This window comes from Chitinophaga sp. NPDC101104, from assembly GCF_050277495.1.
Taxonomy (GTDB): Bacteria; Bacteroidota; Bacteroidia; order Chitinophagales; family Chitinophagaceae; genus Chitinophaga.
Genome location: NZ_JBNNSF010000001.1, coordinates 3,222,692 through 3,238,468, shown reverse-complemented (window position 1 = coordinate 3,238,468; position 15,777 = coordinate 3,222,692). Strand labels below are relative to the sequence as shown.

The window sequence follows — 15,777 nt, the reverse complement described above, 5'->3', positions numbered from 1 at the left end:
GCAACAATTACAGGAAATATCCCGCAACCCGTTATGCATCAGCGATCCGCGATGTGTAACGGGTTGTGGCTTTTCAGGTTTCGTGATGGGAAAGTGGATTCAGGCCAAGTGGTTCCAGGGATAGAAAGGTACCAGCGACGAGGGTTCCAGGCTGCCATGCTCGGCGCTGTGGCACAGGAAACCTTCCGCCTCCGCAGCCTGCCGGATATCCGTTTTGCCGGAAAAAGAAATGGCGCGCACCTTCAGTCCATTCCGGTGGACCATGGCTGCCGGAACGTATTCGTCCTGCGCCACGGCCGGCGAGCGATGTTCAGCGTACGGGAGCATCAGGGGCCGGATGGGCTTCATGTTCCAACAGGCGCGGATGTAGGATTCCAGGAAAAGTTTGGCCGAAACCTGTACGGCGAAAGGGTCCGAAGGCATGAGCATGACGCGTGTTTTCGTAGGACTGTACCCGAACCAGAACGCCTGGCAGGGATGAGCTTTTACCTTACTGAACACCTGTTCCACGCCGGCTTCGAAGAAAGTTCTAGGGGAAATATCGCCGCAGAGCACCAGTAAATCCGCATCCAGCGAAGCCTCCAGCAGTTTTTGCATGCCAGGCGACGCGGCGGGAATGGTGGCGATTTCGCGCAGGGGGATCCCGTAATCCGACAATGTTCCTTCCACCGTGAGTTTATTGATGCTACCCTCACTTTCCCCAACTCCGATAAAGACTGCAGACGGCGGCATATACACCGAAACCTGCGTTATACCCGATTGGGACATGGTGGCGAGGTGGCGGCTGGTCAGCATAGTTCCCGGAGCGGGCAATGTAGCAGATGGGCCTTCGGGCGGTGTAAATTCGGTGATCACTTTGCCGGTGGCTTCCGTGACCGGGATGGAAGTTTTGCCCCAGGTGGTCCGGCAGGCGGCAATCTGTTGTATGGCGGCAGTAACACTGATCATGGCACGGCTTTGATTGTAGTGGCCTGAGGCAGGAAGCGCCGGCTGCTTTCACATACATGCAAGTTGGTTCGCCGCCGGTCTCCCCGCCCCGGGCCATCCAGGTAAGGGATTTTTGATCATCACTTACTCGTTTTCTCGTCTGTCGTTATAAAAATAACTTTTTCTTCGCCCAAATCTTAATTTTCAATCAAATTCCATGCATTATTTCAATAATTCCAAAATTCATTCCGAATATTTTAAGGGTTTCTTCCAAAACATATCGTATATATTTTTATGCTATTTGTATGATGTAGCAATGAAAATACCGCCAATTGGCAGCACCAACTGGCGGTAAAGACATTTGTGTAAAGCGGCTAAAAATTATATCCCACCCTGAATTTCACCGGATCGGTGCGTGGGACCTGGCTATTGTGCAGGAAATCGTACAGCAGGGTCATATTTCCCTTCAGCTTATTATTGATCTTGTATTTTTTGGCGATGCCCAGCAAGGCGCTGCGTGTCCAGACTTTGGCGTTGGCCAGTTGGTTGGGGTTGACGAAGGCGGCGTTGTAATTGTATTCGAAACCGCCGTTGACGAAAAACGTCCCTTTTAGTTTATAGTCCGCGAACGAGCGAACGCCCATGCCCTGGTGCGAAAACCGGATATGGTTGAAACCCGTTCCCATGCCCAATTTATAAGACGCTCCCATCCCAATGATCCCGTTTTTACTGAAGCGGTAACCGACCTGCCCGGCAAAATCACCTGTTGAGGGGAAGAACTGGTTGGAGCGCTGGAACTGTACATTGGCGCCGAACTCCAGCCGGGAAAGGAAACTTTTGGTCTTCATTTCATTGGGCTTGAAGTCAGGCATTTCGGCGGCGTTATCGAGATCAGGGAAGTTCTTTTTCAGCTCGTCCATCTGCGACCGTGCGGCATCCATTTGCTGGCGGATGGCTTGCGAGGCATTGGGCCCGCCGCCGCCCAGGCGCTCCTGGATCAGGCGTTCCACCTGCGCCCGGGTCTGCAATCCTTCCAGCTGCTGTTCTACGTTGCCGCCACCTGCAGCGGCGAGGTTGAACAACCGTGCGATCTGTGTATTGCGGGCCATGAAATCTTTATACGCCGGCAGTTTCTGGAGCAGCTCCATGGCTTTGGCTTCCGCTTTTTTGCGGTCGCTGAAAACGGACTGGTACTCCTTGAGTTGCTGCGCGTAGTAGTAAGCTTCTTTATTGATTTTCTGGAGATCTTTGGTCATGTTGGCGTACTGGCCCAGTTGGGATTTGAGAAGGTTGCGGCGCTCGCGGATGTAATTGCGGACCTGTTCGGCCTGCTTCAGCTTGTCTTGCAGCGACTTCACCTGTTCGATCGATTTACCGAGTTTCCCTTTCACATCGCCGGCTTTTCCGAGCAGGCCTTTTGCGTCTTTCAGGAACCCGAGGGTATTGGTGAGCGTGTCCAGGTAGCCGCCGGTTTGCCCATTGAGCAAACGGGTTGCGGCCTGCGTTTTACTGCTGAGCCGGGCTTGCAGATTACGCATGGAGTCCAGCGAACCGGTGAAGAGGTTTTTAGCGGCCAGGGAGTCTGCTTTCATCAGTTTGGCCTGGAGCTTTTTCTCCTGCCGCATCATCCGGTCGAGCGCCTGCCGGGTACGTTTTTCTACCTGGCGTTCGTATTTCTTCGATTTACCGGTGACCTGTTGCAGATATTTTTCGGGAACGGCCTGTGCTTTGGCCAGCAGGCTGTCCTGCGCTGCAACGCTGGCAGGCAGGGACAGTAAACAAACAAGGAATAAGGTATAGCTTCGCACGAAAATAGATTTATACGAAAGTTATATCTTTTCTTCTTTGGTTTTTTTCTTTTTGGGAGTTTTTTGAAGTACGCCGGTTTCGTTCACCACGTCGAGGTACATCAATCCGTTCTGCTGGTGGATCGTGCAGGACAGGGAATAGCGGAAGCGGTCGCCGATGATGAAGTCCATGGTGACGGTATCTTTCGCCAGTTTTACGACTTTTTTGGGATCTCCGAGGATGGAGGTCATTTGCGCCTGCGAGCAATTGGCCGGCAGCGGGAGTTGCAGTGCTTCGAGGACGCGCATGGCCATGCCGTCATGATCTTTCGTAAAGTCGAGTGAAATGGCGCGGGTTTCATCGGGGATGGAAACCGGTCGCAGGAAGGTGTTGAAGCCGCACAGCTCTCCTACCCAAATTTCCCCCATGAAATCATAATCTTCCACTTCCTGGTAATCAGGACCATCGTAAAAATCGCTTAGGCGAATGGCGTGAAAGTCCTGGTACGCAATAATATCCATACGATTGTCTGTTAAGTGTTCGTTGCTGTCTGCCGGGGCAAAAGGCCATCCGCTGGCAAAGGGCGCCAAAATTCAGGCGGCGTCAAGGGCTTCGTCGGACGTTCAGTTTGCATAGGTAGTCGGTATAGGTAAACCGCGGTGTAAATATATGGTTAATTCTTATATTTCAAAACGCCATGACCTACGAACGCATTGATTATAAGCTTAATATATAATTATATATATATGTTTAAGTCGATCAAATGCAGTGTGGAATGATGGGTTGAGGGTTGGCGGATTAAAATGTTGGCCGCTCCTTTTCCTGAAAAAATTTTAAAAGATTTTTGTGGAGATATGGCTACAGAAAGAAGAATAAAAAATGGGGGGATTACAAACCCTGCTGGTTGTAACCACCCCATTTTCCACCTTAAAACGCTAAGGTTTTACAAATCTCTTGACGATCTTCTTCGCTGTTGTGGTTTGCACCAGATGCACGAAATATATGCCCTTGTTCAGGTGCCCCACTGGCAGATCATAGCTAGAAGTAAAGGTGATCTTGCCGGTTACCGGGTCGCCGGACATATTGTATACCGTCATTTCAATGGGAATGGAATTTTCCGGGAAACGTATGTGATATACATTGTCAACGGGGTTCGGGCCGCCTACCACATTTTCTACCGTGAAATCCGATTTTGCACCGGAAATTGATATTGCATTAGACATTGCACTACTGCATGGATTTACATGCGCCATGCATGAATATGAACCCGGCAGATCAGCGAAGAACGTCGGGCCCTCGGAAGTGCCTACAAATTGGTTATCTCTATACCAACTGTTTATACCTGGGTAAGTCGACTGCAACGTTCGCCCATTCGCAGTAATCACGGGTGTGGGAACCGCGGCAACCTCTCTGACCGGGAGGCCAATCCGCAACTGGGGGCAACCGTCTTTCCTGCCGGCGATTTCATAAAATCCCGGCCGGGTAACCGCCAGCACCTGTCCGGTTTCCTCTGTGAGCAATATATTATCCTTATACCACTCGTATGTTTGAGCCGGTTGCGCTACAAGCTCTGTAGGCGCACCGCTACAAAGGACCGTGCCGTTCGGTCCGGTACCGAATATTACGGCTTGCTTAATTTTTCGAACCTCTACTTGCACGGTATCTACCGCCAAACATCCGGCCTGGTCAGTTACCGTCAGCACAAACATGCCGCCCCATCCGTTTTGAACGGTATGATAGGAAAGCGTATCGCCACCTGCCCATTTATACGAATAGCCCGCAATTGGCGGCGCTCCAATCCGGATCGGATCACCAGGCTCGCAGGTAACGGTGTCCCGGCCTGCATTGGCCACGGGTTTCGGTTGGACCTTCAATTTAATTGCCACCCCCGGCTTTTCATCCACGACACATCGAAATGAGCCATCCATTTCCATAGTTATCCTTTCTATCTGTAGTGTGCGTGTATCAACGCCTGAAAAACCATTACCATTCTGAAGGTCGGCAAACTGCTCACCGGATTTTCGTTGCCAGCGGTACGCCGTTCCGTTCATACCTGCAGTCAGTGAACCGGGCGAGCCTTCACATCGGGTTATCCGGATATCATCGCCTGTCCTGTTGGGGTAGATATACAAATTGGATTTCCGTTTTTCATTTGCCTGCGTCAATGCAATATCCGGTTTGGCATCGCCATTCAGATCACCGATGAGGAGATAACTGGTTTTTATACCATCGGTCTCAAATACCCCTTCCAGTTCCGGATTGCCTTCTGAGCCATCGTTGCGTTCAATTCGCAGCATTCCGTATGGGAAATCCGCCTTAACCCTGTCCGGCATTCCGTCTTTATTCAGATCAACGACATAGCTGAAAGGTCGCCATAAGCCCCACTCCCACTCCGTTTGCTCCATCTGGATGTTTCCAGGGGTGCTTACGTTACGGTAAATTGGAGCCCAACTCGATGAATTATGCGAATTCGGAATAAGGTCCGGCCGGCCGTCGCCGTCCAGGTCCTGCAGGGAAACAGGCCCCCAATGATAGGCGGTTACATCGAGCGGCACGGTACGGAATGAAATCCGGGCTGGCCGGCTTTCGTTCAAAAGAATGCCCCAGGTATATTGATCATGATGATTCGGCTTTGTTTTCAACCTGACGAGCATATCATCCATCCCATCGCCATCCACATCCCGCACCGCGAAAGATTGCTGATAATCAGCCATCACTGCACTTTCAAGGTTATATGCCGGCTCGAATGCGAATTGACCATTTCCCGAAATATTCCGATGGACTACCTGCTCAAACTGCGTATTGACGATCAGGTCCATCTTGCCATCTTTATCCAGATCTGAGAACCAGGCCATGCCGTACACATTTTCCTGTACCGGCAACATGACAGGAGCAGCGAAAGACAACTGGCCCGGAGAACTGGTATTGCGATGGACGTAAAATCCTTTTAAACCGAATGAATGTGTCACGAAATCCAGCTTGCCATCGCCATCAAAATCCCCTGCAATGTGGCTGCCATGCAAGCGGTCTCTCAGCGATTGTGGCACCGGCTCAAATTTAATGGAATCCAAAGTAGACCGGTTCATAAGGATTTCCACGGTTGCCGCCCGCACTTCATCCTGAGCGATATACATATCCGTAACCGAATATACGTCCAGCTTCCCATCGCCATCCAGGTCGGCGAGGTTGCCGTTGTTTCCGTCGAATGCAAAGATCGAAGGCGCTTCGAACTGTATTTCTTTGGATGGCTGCTGCAATATGGTAGTAAAGCTGACAGGCGAGCGCCCGATAAGAGATGCGTGATTTACATAAATATAAGCATCGGGTGCATTAGCCGGCACTTCTGCGGTTATACGAGTAGAATCGCCCGATAGTACCGCGGCTTTTACCGAGCCGAAGAAAACCGTCTGTTCGCCGGCGGCGCCCAGATGATGCCCTCGTATTGTTACTGTAGCACCAGGCAAAGCTTTCGCAGGCTCGATGGACGTTATTTCAGGGGCCCGGGGAGCGATGCGCGAGTAGCTCGCTTCACCGAATGGTGTCGTCAACTTCAGCGGGGCGTCCGGCCTCGGGCCAGCCGTGATTTCCAGTACAGAATCCGACAACACGCTGAACGTAGCGTTGGATAAGTTACCTAGTTTTACGGCGGTAGTTCCGGTAAAGTTCCTGCCATAGACCATGATATGCTGTCCTTCCCAGACCACCTCACGCGATACCGAATCGATAACCGGTCCGGCGGTGGCGTCGTTGAACCAAACCGTCGCCGATCCGAGCTTGTTTATTTCGAGGGTATTCTCTACCAGTAGGTCTTGCCGGCCATCGCGGTCAAAATCGGCCGCCGCCACAAGGAAGGGCTGCAACCCGCGGTCATGATTCGCGAAAACCGCAACTGGCGCCGCAAAGGCAATATTCTCCGATGATGATAAATTTCTCGCATAGCTGACTTCGTTGCCCCAATTGCGCACAAGTATGTCGGGCTTTCCGTCGTGGTCCATGTCTGCCATGTCCAACTGATCGATATAATACGGCGAACGCGTTTCGACCGGCGGCCCCCACTGCAGCTGGTCTGCTGATTCGGTCAAAGTCCGTATATGCAGGCTGCTGTTGCTTCTTTCCGCCTGTTTGTTTTGCAGCATTACTGCTTCAACAGTTTGGTCGCCATCCACATCTGCAAGGGCCTGAATAGACCCTTCCGTAACCGGCACCAAATTGAAATCAAGTTTTCCCGGTATGCTGTGATTGATCAGTATCTCCTTGTCGCTTACCAGCTCCGGCTTGCCATCTCCGTTGATATCCATGCACTGCAATATAGTTCCTGACAATGTCCGGAATTCGAGATCATCGAAACGGGTTTTCCCTGCCTGGGAGACATTCCGCGAAATATAGACAGAGTTGTTCCACCGGTAGACCAGGTCGAGCTTGCCATCTCCATCCAGATCGTAGGCATGATGCGATTTCCCCAATGAGTAATCCACCCCGATTGAATATGAATATGGTAATTGCTGGAAGGAAGGCTGGCCTGGACGTGAAGTGTTCCGATAAAAGCGAAGCACCCTGTTCGCGTCGTTCACCAGTAAATCCTCTTTACCGTCGCCGTCTATGTCCATAAGTGCCACTTCAAGGTAGTTCTCCAGCTTAATCTTGATAGGTGCGGCGAACATCAGGTCCCTTTTACCGCTGTTCAGGAAGACATATAATATAGTATCTCCCTTAGCCGTAGGGTCGAGGTCTGCTGCGAAATTACCATAAAGAAGATCCGTATAGCCATCTTGATCAATATCTGTAATAATGGGTTTCCAGTATGGACGATTTTCCGGGAAGTTCAGTATGATGATGCTGGAATCGCGGAAGTTACCCGGTGACGGAGGCGCTGTTTTCGGCAACCGCGGCACGAAGTGTCGGGGAGAACGGGCCGTCAAACCATTCACCAGCACATTGATATGCGAATACCCGGCTCCTTTCGGAACGATGACCGAAAGCGTGTTTTCTGTGGCACTCGTGACCTGCGCGCGCAGGGAGCCGAAAGTAACAATATTATCAGATGCAATGGCGCTGAATCGCAATCCTTTAATGGTTACCACGCTGTCTGGACAGGCCGCCGCCGGGTGGACGGCGAGTATAACAGGTGGCTGCAATAACTGGAAACCTGTGAGTTCGCCCATTGTGCCATGTTTCGTAGCCCTGATGGTGTTACCCGCGGATTCGGGGACCAGCACTTCGATCGACGCGGGTGAATGAACGGTAATTTTCATTGCTGCGCGGGTACCGAATGCAAGGGATTCCAGGTTATCCAGCCCGCTACCAGAAAGTGTTATGTACGAACCGGGCGCGGAGGCCATCGGTTGCGCGGCATGCAGGACCGGAAGCGCTTTAAAATCCGTCTTGAAAGCGATTCCGCCTGCCGTCTTCACTTCCACTTTCCCGTCGCCAGCATCACCGAGCACTACTTCCAACCGCTGCGGGGAAAGGGTTTGATACGAACGGGCGGGCAAGCCGCCAAACGTGATGCTACGGATGGCTTCCAGGTTTTCGCCCGTGATGATGATTACATCTCCTGGTTTGCCGGATTGAGGAGCGAAGCCCGTCATCACTGGTGGCTCAATGAAAGTAAAGCCTGCTTTCTCGCCCGTTCCCTGGCGAGATTTTACCATGATGCTTCCGGTGGTACCATGTTGTACAATAGCCTCGATGAGCGAGCTCCCGGTCCGCTTGAACTTAACAGGCACCCCTCCCATCGTAACTTCCGTGGTCTCGTCAAAGTAAAAGCCGTGGATCTTTACCGTATCACCTTCGCCCGCCGCCTTCGGCTCAAAATCCGTGATTAGCGGGTAAGTGGGAAACTCGAATCTGATGCGTATGGAATCGGAATACTGGTTGTTATAGGCAATGAGGTCGATGTCATCTACGTTGCTATACTGTATATAATCGTATTCCAGGTCATAAGTTGTACCCAATACCTTCCCGTCCACCATCCAGCGGAACTGGTGCGCGGGATTGCTCTCATTACGCAGCTTCACTTTTTTATGGAGGTAAAAACCCGTGGTATCTACCCCGAAACGGGCAACGGGGATGGCTGTAGCCTGAGCGTTGGTGCAAAGCTGCAACTGATTTCCGTATGTGGTCCAGAACATGTTACTATTTACAAAATGTAATTCATTCACAGGTTCGCTATAATGTGTGAAGTTGTTATCGCGCGGGATGCGGTCCCAGGTTCTGCCGCCATCATCCGTCCTATATATCTCTTTTCCATACAGAGCGGCCAATCCGCGTTGCTCATTTTCGAAATGCATGAGAATAGCTTTCATGGGCGCGGCTTTGGGGTCATTATAAAGTTGCCATGTCAGCCCCCCGTCGGTTGTCCGGTAAATTCCGCCTTCTTCCTGATGCCTGTTGATGGCAATCCATCCGTGGAGGTGATCGGAAAACGCCATAGCAGAGAGATAGGTATTTTCGGGAAGAGCAACCTCCGACCAGGTATTCCCTCCATCGGAAGAACGAAGAAACTGACCCGGGCCGGCATTTCGGCCCATGACGTAAACGTGGTTCGTTGTGGGTACGGCGAGGGAGTTGAAGTCGCTGACGAGATCTGTCCGCAAAATTTGCCAGTTCTTACCCCGGTCCGTTGTTTTGAGAATATGATGCCTGGAGATGGCGAACCCTGTGTTACCGCCTCCGGGGAAAACAATTTTTCCGACGCCGTTAATGCCGGCAGTCGGGGCTGCCTGGTTATGAAAAACGAGTTTAAAGGTTTGGCCATTGTCTGAAGAATAAAGGATCGCCGGTACGTTTCCATAGTCGCCACCCAATAGCAGCTCATCTTTCCCGAATGCGTGGACAGACTCGATCAGGAAGCCAAATGTGAGGTTTACGGCTTGGCCGTTAAAATCGACGTTATCGTTTTTCACTTCACGGCGAACATAAGTCGTGGCACTGTCTGGAGTGAAAAAAAACACGTTGTTTAATGTGGCAAAAAATCCTTCTTTCGGGGAATAGAAACTGAGGCCTTTAAGCGTTGCCCCGTTATCAATGCCCCGGATTTTTTCCCTTAATTGGGCGGTGCTGGAAAGGGAAAACAAAGTAGCCAGGACCAAACAAAGGAACAAGCGGCAGGGATACATATTAAATTATCAATTTAATTCGGTAAAGGGTTGATAATGATCGACTTGATGGTTTCCGCGAACATTTTACGCTCCAAATTTAATCCCAATTGATGAAATTGGCGAAAAATAAACAGATGCATTTTATTACTATCTCGCCTGCCGGTGTAATGATGTAAGCCAGGTCGAGTAGAGATATCTTCAACCGGCACGCCCTAGGCTCCCCTTCAGACCCGCCACCATAATATGCTTCCCTGCCAGGAAAACTCGGAACGAAGATTCTAATCCCACCCGCAGTGACAATTCAATCAATCCATAGTTTCTTACAAAAAGAACCCTTGAAAATCAATCAATTTTTCTTATTTTCGACTTCATAACATTATTATCCCGTACCTGCAGGCCCGGTTATCCCCTTCCGAACAACCGCGCTTGCGCAAACCTTAGCCATGAACCGAACCCAATAACTCCGCGTTAACCGGACCTGTGCGTAGCACTTTGTAATACCTCTTCCGGATATGCACCCTGATCTACATTAGACATCTTCGAAAATGCAATTCTATGTTGAAGCAAATTGTTTTCACAGCCGCTTGCTGTGTAACCCTCCCTTCCCTCAAAGCCCAGCAATCCTTCGGCGTTAACCGCGACAGCGTGAAGGCGACCGGTATGGAGCTCGTCGTCCGTAATGCCACGCGGAACGTGAACGGCTACCTCGTCAACACCGGCAACGGGAAAACCAGTTTTAAATCCATCGGCAACGCCCTGCAATTCACCGTGGGCACCGCCGGGTTTCCCCAGGCCGGCGATTCCGTGTACACCAACGCGGCCTGGAAAGGCCGGTACGTCAAGATCTGGCGGAACGGGCTGCTCGTTTGCACTACCTGTCCCGACAGTACTTCGGTAGACACCTCGCTGGGCAAAATCCTCTTCAGGCCGGCGCTCGCCCCCGCGGAGAAAATCTACCTGGAAGCCTTCCATGCCAGGGATTTCAGCTTCCTGCCTGTTTTCTTCCAGCAAGACGCATACGCCCTCGAAAGAAAATTCATTCACCAAACGCATCACCGCCAATAATTCCCCGACATGAGACGCTTGCAACCACTTTTGTTTATCCCGCTCCTCTTTCCCTGCTCGTCCCTCCTGGCGCAAGGCGCCCCGCTGAAGCTGGACCCCGACTCCGTGAAGATCATGAACGCCGAGCTCGTGCTCCGCAACAAGTCGAAAGACGTGAACGGTTACCTGTACAACACCGGCAACGGCGCCACCGTATTCCAACAACTGGGCAAAAGCATCCAGTTTAAAACCGGCGCGGCGGGTTACCCGGCCGCGGGTGACTCCGTGTACCAAAACGCCAGCCTCGTCAACCACACCATCAAAGTCATGCGCAACGGCCTGCTCCAATATCGCGACGGCACCAACGGCGTGATCGTGGACGCTTCGGCAGGGAGGATCACCTTCCGCCCTGCCCTGCAGGCGAACGATATTATTTTTATCGAAGCCATTTACGGCCTCGACCTATCCGTAAACGGCGCCACAGACGGCGGCGGCGGCACACCCTCCGCGTCTACCCTGCGGCTGCTGCCCGGCGCCACCGACAACGGCAACAATACCTTTACGCTGCGCTGGGCAACGAATGCCAAGACGCTGTTCCTCAGTCCGAAAGTGGTAGGGCTCGGCTCCTCCACCCTCGCGGGCACCGGGCTTTCCGCCCCGAACCGGCTGGGCGACAAGATCTCCACCTGGCTCACCAACAATACTTCCGCACACGCCTGGACCAACCTCGCCGTGCCGGGATACAGCACCAAAGACATCCTGCCGCTCGAAGATGGCGGCGTATCCGGACAGAACATCGAGACCGCCGTACAGTTGCGGCCCGACATGCTGTTCGTTTCCCTTCCTTCCAACGACCCATCGTCGGGCATGACAGTAGCGCAAAGCATGCAAAACCTCCGAAAGGTAGACAGCATCGCGCAGCACAACGGTATCACCGCGTTTTTCGAGACCACGCAACCACGTACCAACTACAACAGCGCCCAGCAACAAATGCTGAAGCAACTGGCCGACAGTATCCGCAGCGCCTGGCCCGACCGGTATGTGGAAGGATTTAACGATCTCGTAGACCCTTCGACTATCGCCTCCATCCTGCCCGCCTACAATAATGGAGATGGCATCCACCTCACTGCCGCCGGCAACCAGTTTATCGCCGACCGCCTGTTCGATCGTTGGTTGGGTTATTTCCAATCCATTACCGGCGTGAAGAAGTACCACATCGATTCATCGGTGAACCAGACCACCTGGGCGCCCTTCGCGCAGCAGGCGGATGCCAACGTGGTGAAATCCGTATACAACCGCTACAACACCGCCAAAGTCTATTTCCGGGTAAGGGCCGAGATGAAAAACGGGACGTTCACGCCCTGGTCGCCCGTTGCCACGCTCAGCGAGCCCGATCCATTGCCCGGTGTGAACGATTACACCTACCGCCTGCTGACCGACCTCGGCGGCGATGGCATCACCACGCTCAACGGCTCCAACCAGCCCGACGGCCGGCCTTCACCTTCGCCCGACGGATGGGGCAAATTCTGGAATAACTGGTTTGGCGTAGGCGGCGTGGAAGGCTTTGCGGCCAACGCGTCGTTCCCGGACATGCGCACCACCACCAACGAGATCACCAATATGAGCCTCCAGTTCATCGGCTCGCCCACCGGCTCGTTCGGGACTTCCCAGACGAAAGCTATCAACTACAACGGCTTCACCGTTCCCGTTGGCGATTATCCGCAGCAGGCGGTATACGACAACGTGTTCATCCACTCGTCGCTGAACCCCAACGGCATCGTGCTCCGCATCAAAGGAATGGTGCCTACCAATAAATATTACATCAAGATCTGGGGCGCGCGGCTGGACGATAACACGGCGCAACGTACGCTGCAGGCCCGGATCGGCAACGAAGGCTGGGAAACGGCACAGTCGGTGGAAACGAAATACCCCACCGCGGGTACGCCTAATTATCAGCAGGCCATCAAGTTCAACGGTGTAACCGGTGTGGATTCAGTGGATATTACTATGCGCGTAGGCGGCACCGGTACGTTCGCGCATGTCAGCCTCGTGGATATTGGCGTGGTAGGCCCCTTGCCTGCGGTACCGCAGATCCGCCTCCGCGATACCACCACCACGCTCAGTACCCTGCAGCTGACGGGCACGCCCATTAACGGCGCCGTGGTTACCACATATAGCTGGGAGCAGCTGTCAGGCCCGGGAACCGCCACCATCGCCAACGCCACGTCGGCCACTGCCAACATCTCGGCGTTGACGAACGGCACGTATGTGTTCCGCGTAACCGGCACCGGCGGCGGCAAAACCTACAAAGGTACTTCCACCGTGAATGTGTTCCCCAACAATGGCGGACTGAAAACGCTGCGCATCCACTTCAGCAAAACGGCGGTGCAGCCCATTCCCGGATGGCTGAACGTCTACGGCTCGCCCCACTCCCAGCGCATCACGATCACCGACCCCGCCACCAGCTGGACGATCGACAACCTGAGCCCCACGCCTGAATTCTGGGCGCCCTTCGCCAGCAACAGCGCCTCCGACATAGACGGTACCACCACCGGCAACAATACCGGCGTGATCCCGGACATCGCGCTGAAAGGCTACTGGTTCAACTACAGTCTGAAATGGGCGACAGGGATGGATAACCTCATCCTTACCGGCCTGAACCCCTCCAAAACCTACAAGCTGAAGTTCTACGCATCGCGCAACAACTCCGCTGCGGCGCCACGATACGGCGCATGGCGGATCAACGGCGGGGCCGAGATTTTGATGAACGCCTTCAACAACACTACCCTCGAGGAAGTGCGGACCGGCATATCGCCGGACGCGAACGGGAAGATCAATCTTTCGGTGCACGCTCCTTCTTTGACGACCAATGGCGCGTTTGGGTACCTGAATGCGTTGGTGATACAGGAGGAATAGGTTTCCAATTGCCGGATCAGGGTATGCCTGGAGAAGTTCTCCGGCATATATAAGCCGGGTTTAAGCCGGGTATATCCCGGATTTAAGACGGGTTTAAGTCGCCTCTTTAAAGAGCCGGCTTAAACCCGTTAAACATTCTATGCAATAGCCTGTTATAGTCAGCATATCATTATTGTAACTCCAAATAAGCATAATCTATGGCTATTGTAGAATCGACCATGGAAGTCACTGGAAGATTGGGTGAATTCGTCTATTACCGCAGGAAAGGAACTGACAAGATCATCATGCGCCGGTGCAACGGGCCTTCCAAAGAGCGCATCAAAACGGACGGCAAATTTGCACGCACCCGGGAGAACAATGCGGAATTCAAGGCCTGCAACCTGTTTGCGGCAGCGGTACGCCGACCGATGATTGCTTTCCGGCAAATCGCCGACCCGAACTATACCGGGCGACTCGTGAAGCTGGCGAAGGAAATCCAGCTGCGGGATGCCGAGCGCCCTCGCGGGGAAAGGGGTGTCTGTTTGTCGGCCAATAAGGCGTTGTTGCGAGGGTTCAATTTCAATAAGGAGCATCCTTTCGACAGCTTGTTACAACATCCGGTTACGGCGTCGGCAAACCGCGCAGCAGGTACGGTTATGCTCTCCTTCCCTGCTATTATGCCCGATATCAATCTGAGCCTGCCCTGGAAGTTGCCGTTTTACCGGTTTGTTGTCTATCTGGCGATGGTGGGAGATATTGTGTATCGTAAAGAGCTGTTTGAGCCGGTGGTTGCGCCTGCCTGGGACCGGAAGGTATCGGAATGGCAGCATCGGGATGCGCGGGCGGAGGGATTTGAATTGCAGCTATCGCTGGATGTGCCTGTTCTGGCCGATGCTTCCTTGATAGTGGCGGTGGGGATTGAGATGGGGATGCCGGATGGGTCGGGCGAGCTGAAGGGAAGGAAATATGCGGGTGGGGCGAAGGTATTGGAGGTGTTTTGAGTGCTGGGTAAATTTTCGAAAACTGAGGAAACCATAATACATGAGGTATTGTGAACCATATGAATCAGGAGAATTGGGGGCGCCATTTTACGCCCGGGATACAAAGATGTTGGAGTTGTTTAGAATGCATGATAAATCGGGAGAAGTGAGGAAACTGATATGGCGACTGCGCGAGGATACTAGAAGTTTTTTGGGTGTCTGTTTGAATCCTGTTTTACAGGCATATGGCATCGGCAACAAACTTCGAAGACCCTGGCCTGCCCTTGCGGAAGAATGACTCTCAAAATCACCAAATCTAATTCAAACTGATACGGATTCATTCACCAGGCAAATAACGCTATGTGTCTTTTGATTTAAGCCGCTGAATAACAGGTTTGCTAAGACCCGTTAACCGCATAATTTCAGTAATAGCATATCCTGACGCTTTCATGATGCGCGCCATTTCTCGGGCTTTATCATTCAAGCCAGCTTTGTGGCCGGCTTCCTTGCCTTCTTTGACACCAAGCGCTTTGAGCTCATACTCCAGCATGTACTTGGTACTCTTTTCCAGCTCCGCCAGCAGCCCATCTTCCGCAAAGCTGTAGTAGCCTTTGTCGCTGATGATGAAATGATCCAGCACCGGCACCTTCAATAACCGGCCGCATTGGATCATCCGATCCGTCATTTCACGATCAGCGGCGGAGGGCTTCAGCAGCCCGCTGGGATGATTGTGAACAAGGATGATCTTCACACTACGCTTCTGCAATGCCAGGCTGTAGATTTCCATCGGCTCGGCGATGGTGCTCGTCACGGAGCCCATGCTCACCAACTCGATCAGCAGGATCGTATTATCCGCCGCGAGGCCCAGCACCCAAAGGTGCTCCCGGTTCCGGTCAATCTTCTGCTCGCGCCGAAGCAGCATCCGCATGATTTCGTGAACGTCTTGCCGGGCTTCGATCTTTACTTTCTTCAGTTTACTCAATCGGATTTCCATTTTAGCGTTTCCCTTGAAGTTAGAACAACAAGGATAAACTGCAGTAGTT

Annotated in this window: 8 protein-coding genes; 3 read left to right on the top strand and 5 right to left on the bottom strand. The window is 52.6% G+C overall.

The window, feature by feature from the left end; all coding sequences use genetic code 11:
* Window positions 1-99 precede the first annotated feature (99 nt).
* From ACQKLP_RS13020 to ACQKLP_RS13005, 4 genes are all read right to left on the bottom strand, one after another.
* Window positions 100-948: a hypothetical protein gene (locus ACQKLP_RS13020; protein WP_427323183.1), complete on the bottom strand. Its 849-nt coding sequence runs from the start codon at window positions 946-948 to the stop codon at window positions 100-102.
* A 353-nt stretch (window positions 949-1,301) separates the two neighbouring features.
* Complete coding sequence (locus ACQKLP_RS13015; protein ID WP_427323182.1) at window positions 1,302-2,735, bottom strand: hypothetical protein; 1,434 nt, start codon at window positions 2,733-2,735, stop codon at window positions 1,302-1,304.
* A 21-nt stretch (window positions 2,736-2,756) separates the two neighbouring features.
* Complete coding sequence (locus ACQKLP_RS13010) at window positions 2,757-3,236, bottom strand: hypothetical protein (protein WP_341839436.1); 480 nt, start codon at window positions 3,234-3,236, stop codon at window positions 2,757-2,759.
* A 414-nt stretch (window positions 3,237-3,650) separates the two neighbouring features.
* The gene (locus ACQKLP_RS13005) at window positions 3,651-9,833 is read right to left on the bottom strand and encodes an FG-GAP-like repeat-containing protein (protein WP_427323181.1); all 6,183 of its coding nucleotides are present in this window, start codon (window positions 9,831-9,833) and stop codon (window positions 3,651-3,653) included.
* Between the two features lie 537 nt (window positions 9,834-10,370).
* On the opposite strand from ACQKLP_RS13005, the gene ACQKLP_RS13000 reads away from it, so the two are divergent.
* The 3 genes from ACQKLP_RS13000 to ACQKLP_RS12990 all read left to right on the top strand — a co-directional run bounded on the left by ACQKLP_RS13000 (window position 10,371) and on the right by ACQKLP_RS12990 (window position 14,755).
* Window positions 10,371-10,880, top strand: coding sequence for a hypothetical protein (locus tag ACQKLP_RS13000; RefSeq protein WP_427323180.1), 510 nt, complete (start codon window positions 10,371-10,373; stop codon window positions 10,878-10,880).
* A 9-nt stretch (window positions 10,881-10,889) separates the two neighbouring features.
* Window positions 10,890-13,775, top strand: coding sequence for an SGNH/GDSL hydrolase family protein (locus ACQKLP_RS12995; protein WP_427323179.1), 2,886 nt, complete (start codon window positions 10,890-10,892; stop codon window positions 13,773-13,775).
* A 197-nt stretch (window positions 13,776-13,972) separates the two neighbouring features.
* Window positions 13,973-14,755 carry a hypothetical protein gene (locus ACQKLP_RS12990; RefSeq protein ID WP_427323178.1) on the top strand — a complete coding sequence of 261 codons (783 nt, stop codon included), beginning with the start codon at window positions 13,973-13,975 and terminating at the stop codon, window positions 14,753-14,755.
* 337 nt (window positions 14,756-15,092) lie between these two features.
* Here the strand turns inward: ACQKLP_RS12990 and ACQKLP_RS12985 are convergent, their stop codons facing one another.
* Window positions 15,093-15,716, bottom strand: coding sequence for a JAB domain-containing protein (locus ACQKLP_RS12985; protein ID WP_427323177.1), 624 nt, complete (start codon window positions 15,714-15,716; stop codon window positions 15,093-15,095).
* Window positions 15,717-15,777 lie beyond the last annotated feature (61 nt).

Bases quoted from the DNA above. Each gene is read 5' to 3' on its own strand.
- ACQKLP_RS13005 (WP_427323181.1), bottom strand. From the start codon at position 9,833: ATGTATCCCTGCCGCTTGTTCCTTTGTTTGGTCCTGGCTACTTTGTTT.
- ACQKLP_RS12995 (WP_427323179.1), top strand. From the start codon at position 10,890: ATGAGACGCTTGCAACCACTTTTGTTTATCCCGCTCCTCTTTCCCTGC.
- ACQKLP_RS13010 (WP_341839436.1), bottom strand. From the start codon at position 3,236: ATGGATATTATTGCGTACCAGGACTTTCACGCCATTCGCCTAAGCGAT.
- ACQKLP_RS13000 (WP_427323180.1), top strand. From the start codon at position 10,371: ATGTTGAAGCAAATTGTTTTCACAGCCGCTTGCTGTGTAACCCTCCCT.
- ACQKLP_RS13020 (WP_427323183.1), bottom strand. From the start codon at position 948: ATGATCAGTGTTACTGCCGCCATACAACAGATTGCCGCCTGCCGGACC.
- ACQKLP_RS12990 (WP_427323178.1), top strand. From the start codon at position 13,973: ATGGCTATTGTAGAATCGACCATGGAAGTCACTGGAAGATTGGGTGAA.